Source organism: Methanobacterium sp. (assembly GCA_039666455.1).
GTDB lineage: Archaea > Methanobacteriota > Methanobacteria > Methanobacteriales > Methanobacteriaceae > Methanobacterium_D.
The window spans coordinates 1-16,932 of the sequence record JAVSLW010000037.1 but is presented as its reverse complement, the minus strand read 5'-3'; the positions used below and the strand labels follow the sequence as shown (position 1 = coordinate 16,932).

Here is a 16,932-nt window from a genome sequence, read left to right as displayed (position 1 = left end):
GATTCAAAATATTACTTTGAATTAATAGCTTGCAGGAAAAGCATTGAATGTAACTTACTCTTTTTAAAATTTGTTTTAAATCCAATAATTTGATTTTTAATATTGTATTATAAATAAATAATTGGATAAAAAGAAAAATTGGATTTTATTTAAATTCTATTCTCCTTTTTTAGGAAATAGTTTAATTGATCCTTTACAATATCATTTAATTTATATTCTGTTTTAACTCCAATTTTTTGAATCTTTTCAGTATCAGCAAGTAAAATGGGAACTTCAGCAGGCCTGAATCTGTCAGGATTAAATTCTATCACAACTTTTCCTTTATCAGTTCCTGCATTTATTCCTTTATCCGTTATTGTATACTCTAATTCTCCTTCAAGAATCATTCTGTCTACTTTTGTTTTTTCGAAATTGATTCCATATATTGGGGTTCTGTCTGTTTCTGTAGGATTATTAATTGTTTTTTCTCCATTAATGGTTTCTATTTTTTCTATGTTCCATCCTGCTTCTTCTAAACCCAGTAATATGTAGCTTAGTACTGAGTTGGTTCTCATAGAGCCTTGATTATAGACTTCACCTGCTTTACCTTTTTCTGCAAGTGTTATGTATCCGTTTACAACGTCTTTCACGTGTGACCAATCTCTAAATGCATTTACGTTACCAATAGTAATTTTATCCACTTCTCCAAATTTCAATTTCATTATTTGGTTAACAATGACAGATGTGACGAACATAGGTCCTCTTCCAGCCCCTTCATGATTAAAAGCACGTGATACTACAGTTTTTACTCCATAAGAATGATAATAGTTCCTCATTAAGTGATCCCCATAGACTTTGGAGACTGCATATGGAGACATTGGGCGTAGTGGGTTGGTTTCTTTTATGGGTACTTCTGGAATGCTTTCAGGTTCTGGGAATATTGTCCCATACTCTTTTTTTGCATGCATGTAGTGTTCTTTGGATGCTATTACAAGTCCGTATTCTTCGCTGGATCCTGCAAAAATGATTTTTGAATCCATATCTTTTATTTTCACTGCATCTAAGAGGTTTGCAGTTCCTATACAGTTTATTTGTTGTGTTTCAAGTGAATTTTCAAATGATCTTGGGACAAATGATTGAGCAGCCAAGTGGAATATGAATTCTGGTTGTGATTTATCTAAAGCATTTGCAAGTGATGTTATATCAGTTAAATCTCCACCAATTAAATTAACATCATTATTAATGCCACGGTCTATCAAATTTTTGGATTTTATCCCATCAGCTCTTCCTCTAACCAACCCAAAAACATTCGCTTCTTTATTTAATAGTTCTTCTGCCAGGTAAGATCCTGCAAAACCTGCAATACCTGTTATTAAAACATTTTTGTCTTCCCAATTCATCAAATTTTCTCCATAAAATTGTTATTTTGCTATTATATGATTTATTTGCATTGACACATAATAATATTTAATTCTTCTCTTTAATGAACCAATCAATAGTTTCTTTTAGATCATCCTTAAAATCATCATCAGGATCAAATCCAAAAGATTTAGCCTTAGATATATCTGCAACTGAATGCTTAATATCCCCAGCACGTTCCTTTTCGTATACAGGTTCGATATCTTTCTCCAGTATTTCTTTTATCATTTCAAAGAGCTGGTTAACGCTGGTGCTCTTCCCAAGACCAATATTAAACACTCCTGTCTCTTTAGATTCTGCTGCAAGTATATTTGCTTCAACAACTTGTTTTACTGAAATAAAATCCCTGGTCTGCTCTCCATCCCCATATATCACTGGTCTTTCATTTTTAATCATTTTTTCAATGAAATTGGGAATTACTGCAGCGTATTGCGAATCAGGGTCCTGTCTTGGCCCAAAAACGTTGAAGTATCTAAGCGCCACAGTTGGAAGATCGTATATTTCAGAAAATACATTACAATAAAGTTCTCCAGCAGCTTTTGAAACTGCATAAGGTGATAAAGGATTAAGAGGAGTGTCCTCGCTAATTGGTAAGGATTCTGTTTCTCCATAAACTGCAGATGATGATGAAAACACTACTTTTTTGATTCCAACATTCTTAGCTGCTTCAAGGACTCTTAAAGTTCCTGTTATGTTTACTTCATTACAGTGAAGAGGATTATCAACACTTTGGGGAACGCTGGTATCTGCTGCAAGGTGGAAAAGATAATCTCCGCCTTCAAATATTTCTTCAAGATTAATAGATGTTATACTACCTAAGGTAGTGTCTATTTTTGTAAAATCGAGGTCTTTGATATTTTCTATCTTTCCAGAAGACTGATCATCTACAATAAAGACTTCATTGTCATTATTCAGCCTTTCAACTATGTGAGAACCGATAAATCCAAGTCCACCAGTGACCACAACTTTCTTATTTCTCATCTTTTACCTCTAAGTTTTTTAACTTTTAGTCAGATAATATAATGGTTTATTTATTTTTGCACTGAATTTATGACTTATAATTCTTTTTATAATTAAATATTTCTTTTTTTAGCCATAAAGAGTTGTTACTAACCAGGTGAACTGAGATCTCTCTGATTTTCATTAATTTATTTTACGTTCACATTTAAATTAAGAGAACGATATACTGCACTATTATCCGGTAATTTGTACAGTAAAAACTCTAACTTCTGATTAGCACCTGCTGAAGCCCTGAATGAAAATGGAATTTCTTTTTTTTCATTATTTAAAACTGTAATATTTTCATTTTTCAGTTGTTTATCATTCAGTTTAATAACCAGGTTATAGGTTACTGTGGACTGCTCATGATTCACTATACCTACAGTAAGGTTTCCAGTTTGGCCAGCAGTTAAATTACTGGGATAATTTCCTGCCTTACCATCAGTTCCTAATATATAAAACTCTGTGAATTTTTCGCCGGGATTGGGATTGACAATTATGTATATTGTGGCTGCAACTGCAGCTATAAGCATAATTATTAAGATTAAGGAAATTTTTCTGTCAAAATTCATTTTCTGCACCTTTGCACCTGTTTAAAATACGTAACAAGCTATCATTTATTCAATATATCTCATAATTTATTGGGGACTGTCAGGTTCATGGGCTTAGTGTGTTTTTCATTTTTATATATATAAATTCAGTGTTTTATAAATATTAAATTTTCAAACTATATTCTATTAACAAACGTATTAAAGATGTAAAAATATATAAGATTTGCAGTTAATGAAACGAATTGTACCTGTTTTTTGTAAAGATTTAAAATATCTGATAAAATGATGTTAAATAATCCTCTTCAAATGAATGACTGGAAGTTCAGTCAATTTATTAAATCCATAATTTTAATACAGATTTTACTGTTAATAACATGTGGATTAAGTTTACATGGCATTAGTATCCCTGTTTTTACCCAATTAACAGGTTTTATGTATCTTACTTTCGCTCCAGGTTATTTAATCTTGAGAATACTGAAATTACACAATTTAGGTAATATTAGATCAGTTTTATATGCTGCCGGGCTTGGAATTACAGGTACCATGCTTACTGGATTTTTAGTGAACATGATTTTTCCTTTGTTTGGAATTTTAAAACCATTATCCATCATTCCTTTAATTGGTGCAATGACTCTTTATGTGATAATTCTGGCTTTTTTAAGCTATATTATAGATAGAGATTTTAATAATCCTTCTTTTATAGACACTGAAGATTTATTATCTCCATTAACTCTGTTTCTTTGTATAATTCCATTTTTGGCCATATTTGGATCATATTCTGTTAATTTTTACAATAATAACATGATTTCGATGCTTTTATTTGCACTGATTGCTGTTATAGTCAGTCTTGCAGGATTTAATAAAATTCCAGAGAAATTTTATCCATTTATAGTCTGGATAATCTCCATTTCACTGCTATATGCAAGTACATTAATTTCAACATATATATGGGGGTGGGATATACAAAACGAGTATTTTCTGGCTAATATGGCCTTCAATAATTCTTACTGGGACTTCAATTTTGCGGACGCCTATAATGCAATGTTAAGCGTTGTAATACTTGGACCACTTTATTCTATTTTCACAAGTATGGATCTGGTTTATGTTTTTAAGATAATCTACCCTTTTTTATTTTCATTAGTACCCTTAGGACTTTATAAGTTGTTTAAAGAGCAGACAAGTTCTAAAATAGCGTTTTTAGCATCTTTCTTATTTGTATCATTCAGTTCATTTTTTATGTTACTGCCTTCTGCTGGAAGAGGGATGATTGCAGAGCTATTTTTAATTTTACTTTTATTGCTGATTTTCAGTGAAAGAAATAAAAGTTTAATGGTTTTACTGGTTATATTTAGTTTAGGATTGGTGATTTCGCATTATTCATTAACATATTTCTTCCTTTTTGTTTTAATCACTTCTTTCATATTATTAATCATTTATTATATATACAAATGGTTCATGAAGTCTACAGGTGAAGATTTTATCTTTACAATGAAAATATTAAGGTCAAGGATCAATCTTTTTATCATAGCTTCAATTGCGTTGTTTGCATATTTATGGTATGGATTTCTGGCAGGAGGAATGGCTCTTAAAGGATTTACAGACCTTTTAAATGTTGCTAAAGTGGATGTTTTTAATAATATGGACATAAACTCGGGTTTGATAACAGGTTTTTTATTTATTTTAGTTCTATTTTTGGCTGCATTAAGATTTAGAAAAAATAAAATAAAAGGAGGATCAGGTCTTTTAAACAGTTTGATCGATCCAGTTTTAGAGTCTAAAAGCAAATACCTTTTAGCAGCAGTTTTAAGCGTAATAATACTTGTTGTAATGGCATTTTTAGTGGGAAACCCACAAACATGGATTGTGGCAGTCCAGAGATATTTAAATTTTACGCTTGTTTTTTTCACATTAACAGGTCTAATACTGGCTTTTTTAAATATTTATAGAGTTAATAAAGAATATTTTGCACTTTCTATTGTAGCAATGGTAATTTTAATAACCGGTATTTTCTTCCCTATTTTTGAAAGTTCTTTTAATATTACAAGAATATTCCAGATAACTTTCATCTTTCTATCCCCATTTTGTATAATTGGAGGTATAATAGTTTTTAAATCAATAATCAAATCTTTAGGCATTGACATATCTTATGAAAAGCCTTTAAAATTATTTTCCATATTTCTGGTTTTTTTTATGCTGTTTAATACTGGATTTTTCGCTATTTTAACAAATACTTCTATTCCAGTCCATTTAAGCAGTGAATCAGATATTTTTCCAAGATTTAATCAGCATGAAACTTCAGGTGCTCAATGGCTGTATAAGCATAATGCTGGTGGAAATATTTATGGAGATGAGCATGGAGTGCTATTATTTAAAAGATACTTCTATTATGTTCCTGATCTTTCTCTTTATAAAGGTGAAAATAACTCCTATATTTTCTCCAGAAAATTTAACCGGGAAAATGTCTTCTTATTAACAATAGAAAGAGGTTCTAAGGAAAAAACAAAGGTCTATAAGGATATGAGTGATTTAATCCATAGAAAAACTAAAATATATGATAATGGTGGAGCAGGAGTTTATTATGGCTAATCTCTTAAAAATTAGTATCCTATTTTACAGACTATAAAATCATTATTTTCGAACACCACGAACGCATAGGGTGGAACTATTTCTCTAAGATTACTTTTAATATCTTTACTGAAAAAGAAAAGTGTATAGAATTCGGAAGGTGCAGCTTGAAGATACAAAGTCCCATTTGGGGATTGGAAGGTCAAACGCTTATCCAGTACTATGTAACCTATTTTCTCATTTTTGTAGGTGGATAATGGAGTGCTTTTGTTGAAATATTCAAATCCATAGTGAATAGGGATTTCAGCTACTGCAGCAATTAAATTTCCAGTGTACAGATTAGATGTAATGAATGATCTGCTTTTATCTCCATTTTCACTGAACCAGTTTGCCACATCAATCTCTGAAGCACCGGGAGGGGCTATTTGAATATTTCCCAATGATGTTTTTGCCTGAAAAGAGAATACAGATCCGCTAACTGTAATAGCTCCTGAAACAGCTGATATCAGGAGTATACTTATTAAAAATACAGACTTTATTTTTGGAGATGAAAATTTGTTATTTTTTTTCAGGCTATAATAAAGTTCACTTATCCCAAAACCTCCAAATATTGCAAGTGGAATCAGCAAATAAATTAGAACTCTGGATGATAAAACATTAATTCCAAACCAGTAAGCGTTACTGAGTAGAAATAGGGAAATTATCCATGTAACAATGAAATAATTTTTTTCACATCTTTTTTTTACTGCAAAAATTCCTCCAATTAATGCAGAAATTAAAACCAGTGGTCCAAGGTGTTTAATATAATTATAAGGGCTCAGAATCTGGCTGTAATTAAGTGAGGTACTGTAACCAGTTACAGCACTTAATCCCTGATTTAGTAAGCTGAAAAATAGATCAGGTTTCCAGAATAAAAGTAAAATTAATCCAGAAACAACCAGGATTATTAAAAACATGAAAAAAGCACCTAAATTTTTAAAAACTCTTATATTCCTGTGCATTGCAAGTTCAAGAAATGTAAAAGCACCAATTACTAAAACTAAACATAATGCTGCGGCCTGATGTGAAGCAATAACTGGTAAAAATAATATTCCTGAAATTAATGCATATTTAAGGACTTTTTCCCTGATGGAAATGTAATAGAAATAAACTGCAAGAGGTATAAAAATAAGTGCAAGATTTTCAGGAACCGGGAGAATGATCCTGAATAAAAGATAGCCTGAAATCATCAAAAAACCTGCAGAAATACCTGCAATTCTTCCATAAAACTCCTTTGCAACATATGAAACTGATAAAACAATTGAAAATGCTAAAATAGGCTGCAAGGATCTTGCCACTTGAAAATAATCCATGTTCAAAGTGTTCCCAAGAGCAGCAATCAAAAAATGGAAAAGTGGAGGATAAGCTATTTTTTGCCCAGCAGGTGCATTTATTAACGGGTTTATTAAAACAAATCCATACTGACTGTATACTTTAGCATATTGAACATGGTAAATAATATCCCAGCTTAAAGGCCACTGATGCTCCAATGTTGGAATTAGAGCTATGAAAAACACAGTTATAGCTGGAATAATCCACAGGTATTTACTGATAAATGTACTCAGTTTCATTGAATCACTTTTGACTTAAATAAAATTTAGTTTAATAATTTTAATATGTAATTTGATATGTATGTTGTGATCCATTTAAATTTGACTGACGAAGGTATGTTTTTATCCAGTTTTTAGCAAATCAAGTGATTTGGTGAGTTTATAGAATGCCGTCGAAAAATCCCTCAAAAAATCGAAGATTTTTTGGGGGTATCAAAAACTTTTGGTTTTTGAAAACTTTGAATTTTGGGGCAGCAAATCGAAGATTGGCATGCTTTGATTTTTCGGGCTTATGTTTCAAGTTTACAGATCAGGACTATCAAAAATTTTCCATAAATCAGTGCTTTATAACACATAATCACGTTGTCACAGGGGCTTGAAAGTAGCTGCAGCTATACACGTCACCTGCTAAAGATAAAATTAATAGAAAACTTGTTGATTTGTTTTTTAGCATATTTACCATTCTATTTCGAATTTCTGAGAATTATTATATTTCAGGATTATTTTTTGAAAAATATATAACATTTCATTTACCAATTTAAAATCTATGATAAGTATTGTTGATTATGTAAGTCAAATAGCAATTCATCTTATTGAGTATTTGGGATATTGGGGTGTTTTTCTGGGAATGCTTGTAGAAAGTGCCTGCATTCCACTTCCAAGTGAAGTAATAATGCCTTTTGCAGGATATGTTGTTTGGGAAGGTAAAATGACCCTTCCAGGAATAACAATTGCTGGCGTTCTTGGAAATTTAGCTGGCTCATGGATAGCATATTTTGTGGGATTAAAAGGTGGAAGGCCATTTTTAGAAAAATATGGTAAATATTTCTTTATAAGCCACAGAAAACTTGATCTGGCCCACAACTGGTTTGAAAGATATGGTCACGAGGCAGTTTTTATAAGCAGAATGCTGCCAATTATACGAACTTTCATTTCTCTTCCTGCAGGTATAGCTGAAATGAACTTCAAAAAATTCACAATTTATACTGTTTCAGGTTGTATTCCATGGGTTCTTTTTTTAGGATATGTAGGAGTGATGTTAGGACCACACTGGAAAACAATAAGGGAATATTTCCATATTCTGGACATATTTATGGGAATAGGAATTGCGGCGGTTATTATTTACATCATATACTATTATCAGGGTAAGGATCATGATTAATTTTGTATTAGTATTTTAAAATGAAAATTAAGGCAATTAGCAAATAAATAAGTACTCCCATTGTCATTGAAATCCAGAACCCATATTTTGGAACTAAATAAAGAATGATCAGTAAGTAACTGACCCATACAGGTGTAAGTAAAAGTAATCCTTTTAAATAATTAATAACAGCTTCTGAACCTGCTGCAGAATATATTGTAAACATTGTAAAAGCTGTTACAAATGGAAACATGGCAAAAAATGCTGCCATCAATCCTTTCCTCTCAATTCCGAAGTATGTGGCTAATACCACAATTAAACCGCCTAAAATGAAGTATATCACATATTTTAAAGTTTCAAATATCATGAAAATAACCTAAATTAGAACTTTGATCAAATATATCTTAATATTACTTGCTGCTTATTGAACTACCATGACCTGAATAGGTCAATAGCTTCCTAATCCATCAATCCTTGTTGATTTTTTCAAAGGCAAGCCCCGTGGTTCCCACGGTTAGAAAAAACCTTGAATGACGTTGTTTGTCATTCAAGGTTTTCATATTATATGCAGCGTTTATGTCCCTATCATGTTCTATATTGCATTTGGGACATATCCATCTGCGAATATTCAAATCCAAAACTTCTGTAACATGTCCACAATTACTGCAAGTTTTAGAAGTGTATTTTTCATTAACAACTTTAAAATGTTTATTATACCAATCAGACTTATATTGTAGTTGTCGCTTGAATTCGTACCAGTGTTGATCTGCTGTAGTCTTTGCTAAATGTTTATTTTTTAATCCTAATTGGCTGTTCACATTTCCAATATAGATTTTATCAAATTCTTGTACTATTTGTGTTGTTGTTTTATGTAGAAAATCATTTATTATATTTTTTTCTTCTGGTATAACTGGTTAAGCTTGGTTTTCGCTTTCAGCCAATTACACCCATTCTTAACCCTTTTACTTAATATTTGATTTTGTCGTTTTATCTTATTATCAACCTCTTTTAAATATATTTTACCTATTATGAAACCAGTACTAAATGTTGCTAAATCTTTCAATTCAAGATCTAATACCTCTTTTTGATTAGTTTTTTTTTAGCTGTTTAACAGGGCTGTTTTTAACATTAAAACTTACGAAGTACTGGTTAGAGTTGTTTCTACTGATAGTTGCACTTAATATGTCTCCACGAACTTTTCTACTATATTTCATAGAGATTAAAGTATTAATTTTGGGTAGTTTCAATTTCCCATCCACTATTTCAGCGTTTAAGGTTCTGAATGATTGTACGGGATTTTTACGGGATTTAAATTTCACCCCTCCATTTCCTTTACCCACCATTTTATAGGCAGAAATAAGGTCATCATATGCTTTTTGAAGGGCTGTGCTGTTAGCTTCTTTTAAAAATGGATGATGCTTCTTTAAATCATTTAATATGCTATTGAACAGTTTTTTGTTTGCATATACTGGTTTTAAACCATATTCCACTGCCTGTTTTCTATATAGTTCATACATGGCTTTAACATGGTTGAAAACAAAGCGTGCGCTGCCCATGTTAAATTCTAATATATCCTGTTGCTCTTTATTCGGATATATTCTATATTTATAGGATTTAGTTACGGTTTTCATCGTTTTTGTCTAATTCTGGTTTCATTATTTATTATAATTATGTTTTCACAGTATTTAACCCTTTGATTTAAGTATTAATCTGAAAATTCATCTAATGACTTATAGAAATCATAGTATTCTTTCAGAAATTAGATAAATTAATCTCTATATCTTGAAATTACAAAAATTATATATAGTATTCTCTTTAAACATAATATTAATTTATAATTCGGTGCTAAAATGAAAGTTTTTACTTCATGGAAATTAAAATTAAGGCTATGGATTGCAGTCATACTACTTTTTGGAATCCTTTATGCAATAATAACTGTAATTGCTTATTATTTCGGATTTAAGGGACCATTTGCACTGGCCATTTTTGCATTGCTCATTATTTTCATTCAGTACCTGCTTGGCCCCAAAATGGTTGAGGCTACAATGAGAGTAAAATATGTATCGGAAACAGAAGCTCCTAAATTACATCAAATGGTGGGAGATTTAGCAATTAAAGCAGGTATTCCCAAACCAAAAATTGGAATTTCACAAACCAGCATACCAAATGCATTTGCTTTTGGTAAAACTAAAGGAGACGGCAGAATATGTGTTACAAGAGGTATTTTAAGTTTATTAAATGAAAAAGAACTTAAAGCTGTTTTAGGGCATGAAATGTCTCATATAAATCACAGCGATATGATTGTCATGACTTTAATAAGCGTGGTGCCTCTTATCTGTTACTACATCTTCATCAGCACTCTTTTTTCAAATGGAGATCGTAATAGTGGCACTGCACTAATTGGGATCGGAGCATTAGCAGCCTATTTCATCGGCAACCTCATTGTGCTATTTATATCTCGTGTCAGGGAATACTATGCTGATGAAGGAAGTGTTGAACTTGGAAATCAACCCAATTACCTTGCAAGTGCCCTTTATAAATTAGTTCATGGATCTGCAAGGGCTAATAAGGATGAATTGAAGGAAGTGGAAGGTCTGAAAGCTTTTTTTGTAAACAATGTTTCTGATGCAAAGAATGAGATAGATGACTTCAGACATGTGGATTTAAATAGGGATGGTTCTATAAGTGAAAGCGAGCTTGCACAAATCAAATATACCAGAACAAGGGTTGGTACAGGGGCTAAAATAATGGAAATATTTTCAACCCACCCTAATATGGTAAAAAGAGTTAAAAAGCTTGCTGAAATGAGCTAACTATGGTGTAGAAACATGACTCTTATGCATTGTGTGATTCTAAATTGCATTGATCCATAATAAACCAGTTATATGCAGGGAAGCTATGGAAGATTTAATCGAAGATATACTATCACTTTCAAGTGACGAATATCTACGCTCAATTGAAGAGGCAAGAAGTGATTATAAAGAAGGCAAAATGAAAAATCTTGAGGAAATATTTGATGTATAAAGGAACATATAGATTCAGAATAGGAGATTACAGAGTTATATTTGACATTTACGATGAAAACATAGCGATTTTGAGAATCGGACATAGAAAGAGCATTTACAAATGATAAAACTTCGCCTGACAGAGCATATCTGGCGTCGGTGTTTCGTACCTCTGTCCAAATTCCGCCTTTGCGGAACTTCCTTTATCTGCAAGGCATATGCAAAAGTGCTAATCAGGTTTAAAAGAGGGATATACAATAAAATTGAAATCCTATGAGAAAAAAATAGATTCATTGATGCAAGAAGGTTACGATTTGTTTGAAAAGGGCAAACAAATAGAAGGCTGTGATAAATGGTTAGAAGCTTGGGAGCATAGATAGCTTAAAAATTAAGTTTATGAGGATGACAAGGAGAGTCCCGAAACAATGTCCATATGTTCATGATCCGGCTGGCCATAATTCCTCAGTAACTTTTTACCACACCTACGATATTTTCACGGGGAAGCCATGTGTCCAGAGGGACTCTTTTATAAGTATAGATTTCCACAAGACCATTACCCAGATCCCTTTCCGTGGTGAAATATTCCACATTTCTGTTATCACTCATTAAATAGACTCTATTTCCTTCTATTTTTTTTAATCTCTTTACAATCATTCCATGATCTGGATGCGTGGCCACTACAATATCGTCAACCTTATAATCTGTGGTTTTAAGGGCAATTATTTCCTGTCCATCCTGTAATGTTGGAACCATAGACCTACCCCTTACTGTAGCCGGCATAGGAAGTTGATTGGTTCCAAACTGCGAAACTATGGTAACTGTTGCACTATAATTGTACTTTCGAGCAATGGTTTTTATGTCATTTCCAATACTCTCAACGGTACTGTTTGGTTCTACAATCTGTTCTAAGACTTTCTGCTGCATTTCATCATTCATTTGTTCTGGAGTGCCAAAAAGGGACGATGTTTTAACTGCCACATCCAAACCATCGGTTTCAATGGTCACGCTGACGTTGTTTATATTCCAGGCAATGTAAACAGATGATATAGCCATAACACCAAGTATGATCAGTCCTATAATTATCCCTGCACGTGATTTCAATCAATCACCGCCAATTTTTGTAAAATATATTTAGTAGTTTGAATATCTAACTGTCCTGGTGCTGATTCATTACCAATTGATGCAAATGTGATTGGGGATCCAAAAATTGGGGCTATTAGCCTTGTATATTTTCCAATATCTCCCATTGCAATTCCTATGGTGTTTGAAACCTCGGATAACACCTTTAAAACAGTTAAGGTATCCTTATTATTATTGGGCATTACTGCAAACTTGGCTATGTCTCCAATTTCTTTTTCTCTTGCCACCACGTCCAGAAGCTCCCGAAAAGAAGGAGTCTTTTTGAAATTGTGATATGATACAATTGTTGATTTTGAGGCTTTTATAACTTTTTCCTGGAGTTCAGTTTCTGTTTGAAGTTCTATATCTACAATATCTGCATATTTTGCAGCTTTTATTAAAATTGAGATTCTTTCTTCTTCTGATCCATTAAAAAAGCCGCCTTCACTTTTTACACGGTTTGTAGCAATCAATGGGTGGTTAATTTCAGCAATGATATTTTGAATTTCATCTGCATCTGGATCTTCCAGTGCGTCTATTCTAAATTCAATAATATCCGCACCTAAATCCACAGCTTTTTTTGCAGATTCCAGTACAGATTCAGATTTTCTTTCAAGAATTGGGGCGCAGATCATTGGTTTTTTAAACATCAGTACTACCTTTTAATTTATTTATATCTCTACCTAAATTAATTTTACGGATAAACAGTTTAATATCTTACAGATTAAAATATATCTTATTTACATGTTGATTATTTAAACTCTGTGGATGATATTTAATTTTAATTTGAAAAATTATAAAAAGAAGTTCATTGATATAATGCTTATGTAATAATTAATAGTTTAGCTATTAAAGGTGATTATTTGAAATTAACTGCAATTGGTGCAGATATCTCAATAAACGATGTTTCATGTAGCAGATCACTTATCTGTAATATTGAAAAGGACATTCCAACTTTGATAGATGCTGGGGCATATAAAGCTGCTTTAACTAATATTACTGGTGATGATATGGTTATAAGTGCTTTTGTTGAAGATGATGAGCTTGAATCTGTTAATGCAGGGATAATTGAAATATTAAAGAAAAATGCGGAAAATCTGGGTGATATTGCAGGGATATCAGATTCTCCTATGGAAGCAGGAGAGGGTATTTCTCATGCTGAAGCGAAAATAAGACGAGGCAGATATCCTGATGCTGTGATTGTTTCATTTGATACCTATGGTGGGGAAGAAATTGTTGGAAAAGTTGCAGATTCTGCATTAAAAGCAGCAAAAGGGATGGATAATGTGACAGACGTTGGTGGTGGTGCTGTGGATGGAACGCTCAATATTCCGGGTGTGGGTTATGTTTCAAAGCAGACAGATGATCCTGTTGTTGTTGCAACAATAGAAGACATTGAAGGTGTGGGTGCTGTAGCCGGAGCCATGGTTGGTGCTGCCCTTGGAAATCACCACGTAAGCCTTGTTAGAAGAGGGACACCATCTTATGTAATCCCTAGAGCCATTATAATGTCGGTTACGGCATTTATGAACGGAAATGTAATAGATTTAGCCGTACCCCTATCAGAGAGGATGAGAATTCCAGGATCATTAAATTTATAATAATTAACGGAAATTAGAAGCTATTAAAGAGATAATGACAATTCAGGAGATAATATATGATAATTCTTGACGAAAATACCAGATGTATTGTGCAGGGAATTACAGGAAAGCAGGGATCTTTCCACACTGAGCAGATGCTGAACTACAACACAAAAATCGTTGCAGGGACATCCCCTGGAAAAGGAGGCCAAAAATTTGGTCCTGTAAATGTTTACAACTCCATTGAAGAAGCAAAAGACGAATTAGACATTAATGCGTCAATTATTTTTATTCCAGCACCATTTGCAAAGGATGCTGCATACGAAGCCATTTCACAGCTTGACCTGGTTGTAATTATAACTGAACATATACCGGTCCATGATTCAATGCAAATAGTAGAATATGCAAAACGAAATAATACTACAGTAATTGGCCCCAATACTCCGGGAATTATATCACCGGGTGTTGGAAAACTTGGAATCATGCCCACACACATTTTTGATGAAGGAAACATTGGAATCGTATCCAGAAGTGGTACATTAACCTATGAAGTGGCATACCAAGTTACAAGTGCTGGAATGGGGCAGAGCACATGTTTGGGTATAGGCGGCGACCCTGTTGTTGGAATGGACTTTGCAGATGTTCTACAGAGCTTTGAAGAAGATGACGGTACCGATGCAATAGTAATGATTGGTGAAATCGGAGGGAATGCAGAAGAAAAAGCTGCAGAATACATAGGCAAAAATATCTCTAAACCAGTTGTAGCTTACATTGCAGGAGTCACCGCACCTCCAGGTAAACGAATGGGACATGCAGGAGCTATAATTGAGGGAGAAAGTGGAACTGCAGAAAGTAAAATAAATACGCTTAAAGATGCGGGGGTTGAAGTAGCAGGCCGTCCATCTGAAATAGTAAATATCATAAAAAATATTTTATAATCATTTTTAAGTACTGCAAGGAATAATTAAAAAAAACTAAATTTTTGATTTTAAATATTTAAAAACAATATCGTGAGAATCATGGTAAATAAAGAAGAAATAATAGATAAATTAGTAAACGGCGATATTAAACTTCATGAAATAGAAAAATACACCGATAATGCAGACCAGGCAATTTTGATAAGACGTAAGTTTGCAGAAAAGATGAGCGGCGCAGAATTAAAAAACATTTCTAATTACTCAATTGACATGGAATTAGCATCTAAAAAGAACATTGAAAATCCAATAGGCGTTATTCAGATACCTTTAGGGATTGCTGGCCCTTTAAAAGTTAATGGAGATTATGCAAATGGAGAATTTTACGTACCACTTGCAACATCAGAAGGAGCGCTTGTAGCATCAGTAAACAGGGGATTTTCAGTTATATATGAGTCTGGTGGAGCTATCACCAAAATAATTGATGATAAGATGACAAGAGCACCGGTTTTAAAGGCTAAATCCGTAACAAACGCCATTGAAATCAAGGCATGGATTAATGAACATTTTTCAGAGCTTAAAAAAGCAGCGGAAGTAACCACAAGGCATGGGAAACTTGTAAAAATTGATCCCATACTTGTTGTTGGAAAATACATTTATCCAAGGTTTGTTTATACCACGGGAGACAGTATGGGGATGAATATGGTTACAATAGCTACAGAAGCAGCTTTAAATCTTTTAACTTATAAAACCGGTGCGCATTTAATTGCTTTAAGTGGAAATGCATGCGTTGATAAAAAACCATCATCTTTAAACCTTATCGAAGGAAGGGGAAAAAGCCTTACAGCCGAAGTAATTGTTCCAAGAGATATAGTTAAAAATAAGCTTAAAACAACTCCAGAAGCAATAGTTGAAGTTAACACCGCTAAAAACCTCATTGGATCAGCAATTTCAGGAAGTATGGGTTTCAACGCCCATTATGCTAACATGATTGGAGCAATATTTTTAGCAACAGGACAGGACGAAGCACATATAGTTGAAGGGAGCATAGGGATAACCACCGCAATGGTAGAAGATAATGGTGACCTTTATTTTACAGTTACACTCCCTGACATGCCTGTAGCAACTGTTGGTGGTGGAACAAGCATTGAAACTGCACGCGAATGCCTGGAAATAATGAATGCTTATGGAAACAAAAAAGTCCATAAATTCGCTGAAATAGTTGCAGGAACTGTTCTTGCAGGAGAACTTTCACTTATGGGTGCGCTTGCAGCGGGGCACCTTGCAAGGGCGCATAAGGATTTGGGAAGAGCTTAATTACAAAAATAAAGTCCTAAACGTAAAAATACTTAAAAATAGCTTTGTGTTGTAATATAATGAATGATCCAGATATATTTATAGACCATATTTTACAGTCAATTACATTGATTGAAGATTATACAGCAGATATAACAAAAGAAGAATTCTTAAATACAAATTTTATTCAGGATGCAGTAATTCGAAGGATTAAAATCATTGGAAAAGCCGTTGAAAGTATGTCAGACCATTTCAAAAGCAAATATCCAGAAATTCCATGGGAAACAATTACAAATGTTAGAGATACGCTTATTCATGGAGAAGTTGATTTAGAATTGATCTGGGAAACAGTAAAGAATGAGATTCCTGCCTTGAAAAAAGAAATTTTAAAATTGAGCGAAGCTAAATAACTTATTAAAATTGTTTTTATTTTCAAGCTTTACTCCAAATCAATTCCTTGAACTACCATGACCTGAAGAGGTTATGGATTCCTAATCCACCAACTGATTGTTGGTTTTATCAAAGGCAATCCCCGTAGTTCCTACGGTTAGAATATTACATGCAGCATTAACATCCCTATCATGATCACAACCACAATCAGGGCATATCCATCTGCGAATATTCAAATCCCAAACTTCTGTAACATATCCACAATTACTGCAAGTTTTAGAAGTGTATTTTTCATCAACAACTCTAAAATGTTTATCATACCAATCAGACTTATATTGTAGTTGTCGTTTGAACTCAAACCAATGCTGATCTGCTGTAGTCTTTG

At 33.1% G+C, this 16,932-nt stretch carries 18 protein-coding genes; 8 read left to right on the top strand and 10 right to left on the bottom strand.

Annotated elements, in window-relative coordinates; genetic code table 11:
• Window positions 1-149: 149 nt before the first annotated feature.
• From PQ963_09735 to PQ963_09725, 3 genes are all read right to left on the bottom strand, one after another.
• Window positions 150-1,379 (bottom strand): GDP-mannose 4,6-dehydratase, encoded by a 1,230-nt coding sequence (locus PQ963_09735; GenBank protein ID MEN4029939.1) that lies wholly within the window; start codon window positions 1,377-1,379, stop codon window positions 150-152.
• A 67-nt stretch (window positions 1,380-1,446) separates the two neighbouring features.
• Window positions 1,447-2,379: an SDR family oxidoreductase gene (locus PQ963_09730; protein ID MEN4029938.1), complete on the bottom strand. Its 933-nt coding sequence runs from the start codon at window positions 2,377-2,379 to the stop codon at window positions 1,447-1,449.
• 167 nt (window positions 2,380-2,546) lie between these two features.
• On the bottom strand, window positions 2,547-2,969 hold the full coding sequence (locus PQ963_09725) for a DUF1616 domain-containing protein (GenBank protein ID MEN4029937.1): 423 nt from the start codon (window positions 2,967-2,969) through the stop codon (window positions 2,547-2,549).
• A gap of 444 nt (window positions 2,970-3,413) precedes the next feature.
• Between PQ963_09725 and PQ963_09720 the strand changes: the two genes are divergently transcribed.
• Window positions 3,414-5,534 carry a DUF2206 domain-containing protein gene (locus PQ963_09720; protein ID MEN4029936.1) on the top strand — a complete coding sequence of 707 codons (2,121 nt, stop codon included), beginning with the start codon at window positions 3,414-3,416 and terminating at the stop codon, window positions 5,532-5,534.
• A gap of 11 nt (window positions 5,535-5,545) precedes the next feature.
• Here PQ963_09720 and PQ963_09715 read toward each other — a convergent pair whose 3' ends face one another.
• Window positions 5,546-7,123 carry a hypothetical protein gene (locus PQ963_09715; protein ID MEN4029935.1) on the bottom strand — a complete coding sequence of 526 codons (1,578 nt, stop codon included), beginning with the start codon at window positions 7,121-7,123 and terminating at the stop codon, window positions 5,546-5,548.
• A gap of 526 nt (window positions 7,124-7,649) precedes the next feature.
• On the opposite strand from PQ963_09715, the gene PQ963_09710 reads away from it, so the two are divergent.
• Complete coding sequence (locus tag PQ963_09710; GenBank protein ID MEN4029934.1) at window positions 7,650-8,264, top strand: DedA family protein; 615 nt, start codon at window positions 7,650-7,652, stop codon at window positions 8,262-8,264.
• Window positions 8,265-8,271: 7 nt separating this feature from the next.
• On the opposite strand, the gene PQ963_09705 is transcribed toward PQ963_09710, so the two are convergent.
• The 3 genes from PQ963_09705 to PQ963_09695 form a co-directional block, all read right to left on the bottom strand.
• A complete protein-coding gene (locus PQ963_09705) occupies window positions 8,272-8,610 on the bottom strand; it encodes a DUF3147 domain-containing protein (GenBank protein ID MEN4029933.1) in 339 nt (112 codons plus the stop codon).
• 100 nt (window positions 8,611-8,710) lie between these two features.
• Window positions 8,711-9,130 carry an RNA-guided endonuclease TnpB family protein gene (locus PQ963_09700; GenBank protein ID MEN4029932.1) on the bottom strand — a complete coding sequence of 140 codons (420 nt, stop codon included), beginning with the start codon at window positions 9,128-9,130 and terminating at the stop codon, window positions 8,711-8,713.
• 201 nt (window positions 9,131-9,331) lie between these two features.
• Complete coding sequence (locus PQ963_09695) at window positions 9,332-9,874, bottom strand: helix-turn-helix domain-containing protein (GenBank protein ID MEN4029931.1); 543 nt, start codon at window positions 9,872-9,874, stop codon at window positions 9,332-9,334.
• 219 nt (window positions 9,875-10,093) lie between these two features.
• On the opposite strand from PQ963_09695, the gene PQ963_09690 reads away from it, so the two are divergent.
• Both PQ963_09690 and PQ963_09685 read left to right on the top strand, forming a co-directional pair.
• Window positions 10,094-11,056 carry a zinc metalloprotease HtpX gene (locus PQ963_09690; GenBank protein ID MEN4029930.1) on the top strand — a complete coding sequence of 321 codons (963 nt, stop codon included), beginning with the start codon at window positions 10,094-10,096 and terminating at the stop codon, window positions 11,054-11,056.
• 85 nt (window positions 11,057-11,141) lie between these two features.
• On the top strand, window positions 11,142-11,267 hold the full coding sequence (locus PQ963_09685; GenBank protein ID MEN4029929.1) for a hypothetical protein: 126 nt from the start codon (window positions 11,142-11,144) through the stop codon (window positions 11,265-11,267).
• 443 nt (window positions 11,268-11,710) lie between these two features.
• On the opposite strand, the gene PQ963_09680 is transcribed toward PQ963_09685, so the two are convergent.
• The gene (locus PQ963_09680) at window positions 11,711-12,349 is read right to left on the bottom strand and encodes a S24/S26 family peptidase (GenBank protein MEN4029928.1); all 639 of its coding nucleotides are present in this window, start codon (window positions 12,347-12,349) and stop codon (window positions 11,711-11,713) included.
• A complete protein-coding gene (aroD, locus tag PQ963_09675) occupies window positions 12,346-13,017 on the bottom strand; it encodes a type I 3-dehydroquinate dehydratase (protein ID MEN4029927.1) in 672 nt (223 codons plus the stop codon). Before aroD ends, PQ963_09680 begins: the two co-directional genes overlap by 4 nt.
• Window positions 13,018-13,230: 213 nt before the next feature.
• Between aroD and PQ963_09670 the strand changes: the two genes are divergently transcribed.
• From PQ963_09670 to PQ963_09655, 4 genes are all read left to right on the top strand, one after another.
• Window positions 13,231-13,968, top strand: a complete 738-nt coding sequence (locus tag PQ963_09670; protein ID MEN4029926.1) for a hypothetical protein — start codon at window positions 13,231-13,233, stop codon at window positions 13,966-13,968.
• Window positions 13,969-14,024: 56 nt separating this feature from the next.
• Window positions 14,025-14,885 (top strand): succinate--CoA ligase subunit alpha, encoded by an 861-nt coding sequence (gene sucD / locus PQ963_09665; GenBank protein MEN4029925.1) that lies wholly within the window; start codon window positions 14,025-14,027, stop codon window positions 14,883-14,885.
• Window positions 14,886-14,966: 81 nt separating this feature from the next.
• Entirely contained in the window at window positions 14,967-16,178 is a 1,212-nt protein-coding gene (gene hmgA / locus PQ963_09660; protein MEN4029924.1) for a hydroxymethylglutaryl-CoA reductase (NADPH), read from the top strand.
• Window positions 16,179-16,237: 59 nt separating this feature from the next.
• Window positions 16,238-16,567 (top strand): DUF86 domain-containing protein, encoded by a 330-nt coding sequence (locus PQ963_09655; protein MEN4029923.1) that lies wholly within the window; start codon window positions 16,238-16,240, stop codon window positions 16,565-16,567.
• A gap of 81 nt (window positions 16,568-16,648) precedes the next feature.
• Here PQ963_09655 and PQ963_09650 read toward each other — a convergent pair.
• On the bottom strand, window positions 16,649-16,932 hold a 284-nt coding region (locus PQ963_09650; GenBank protein MEN4029922.1), incomplete at its 5' end, for a zinc ribbon domain-containing protein.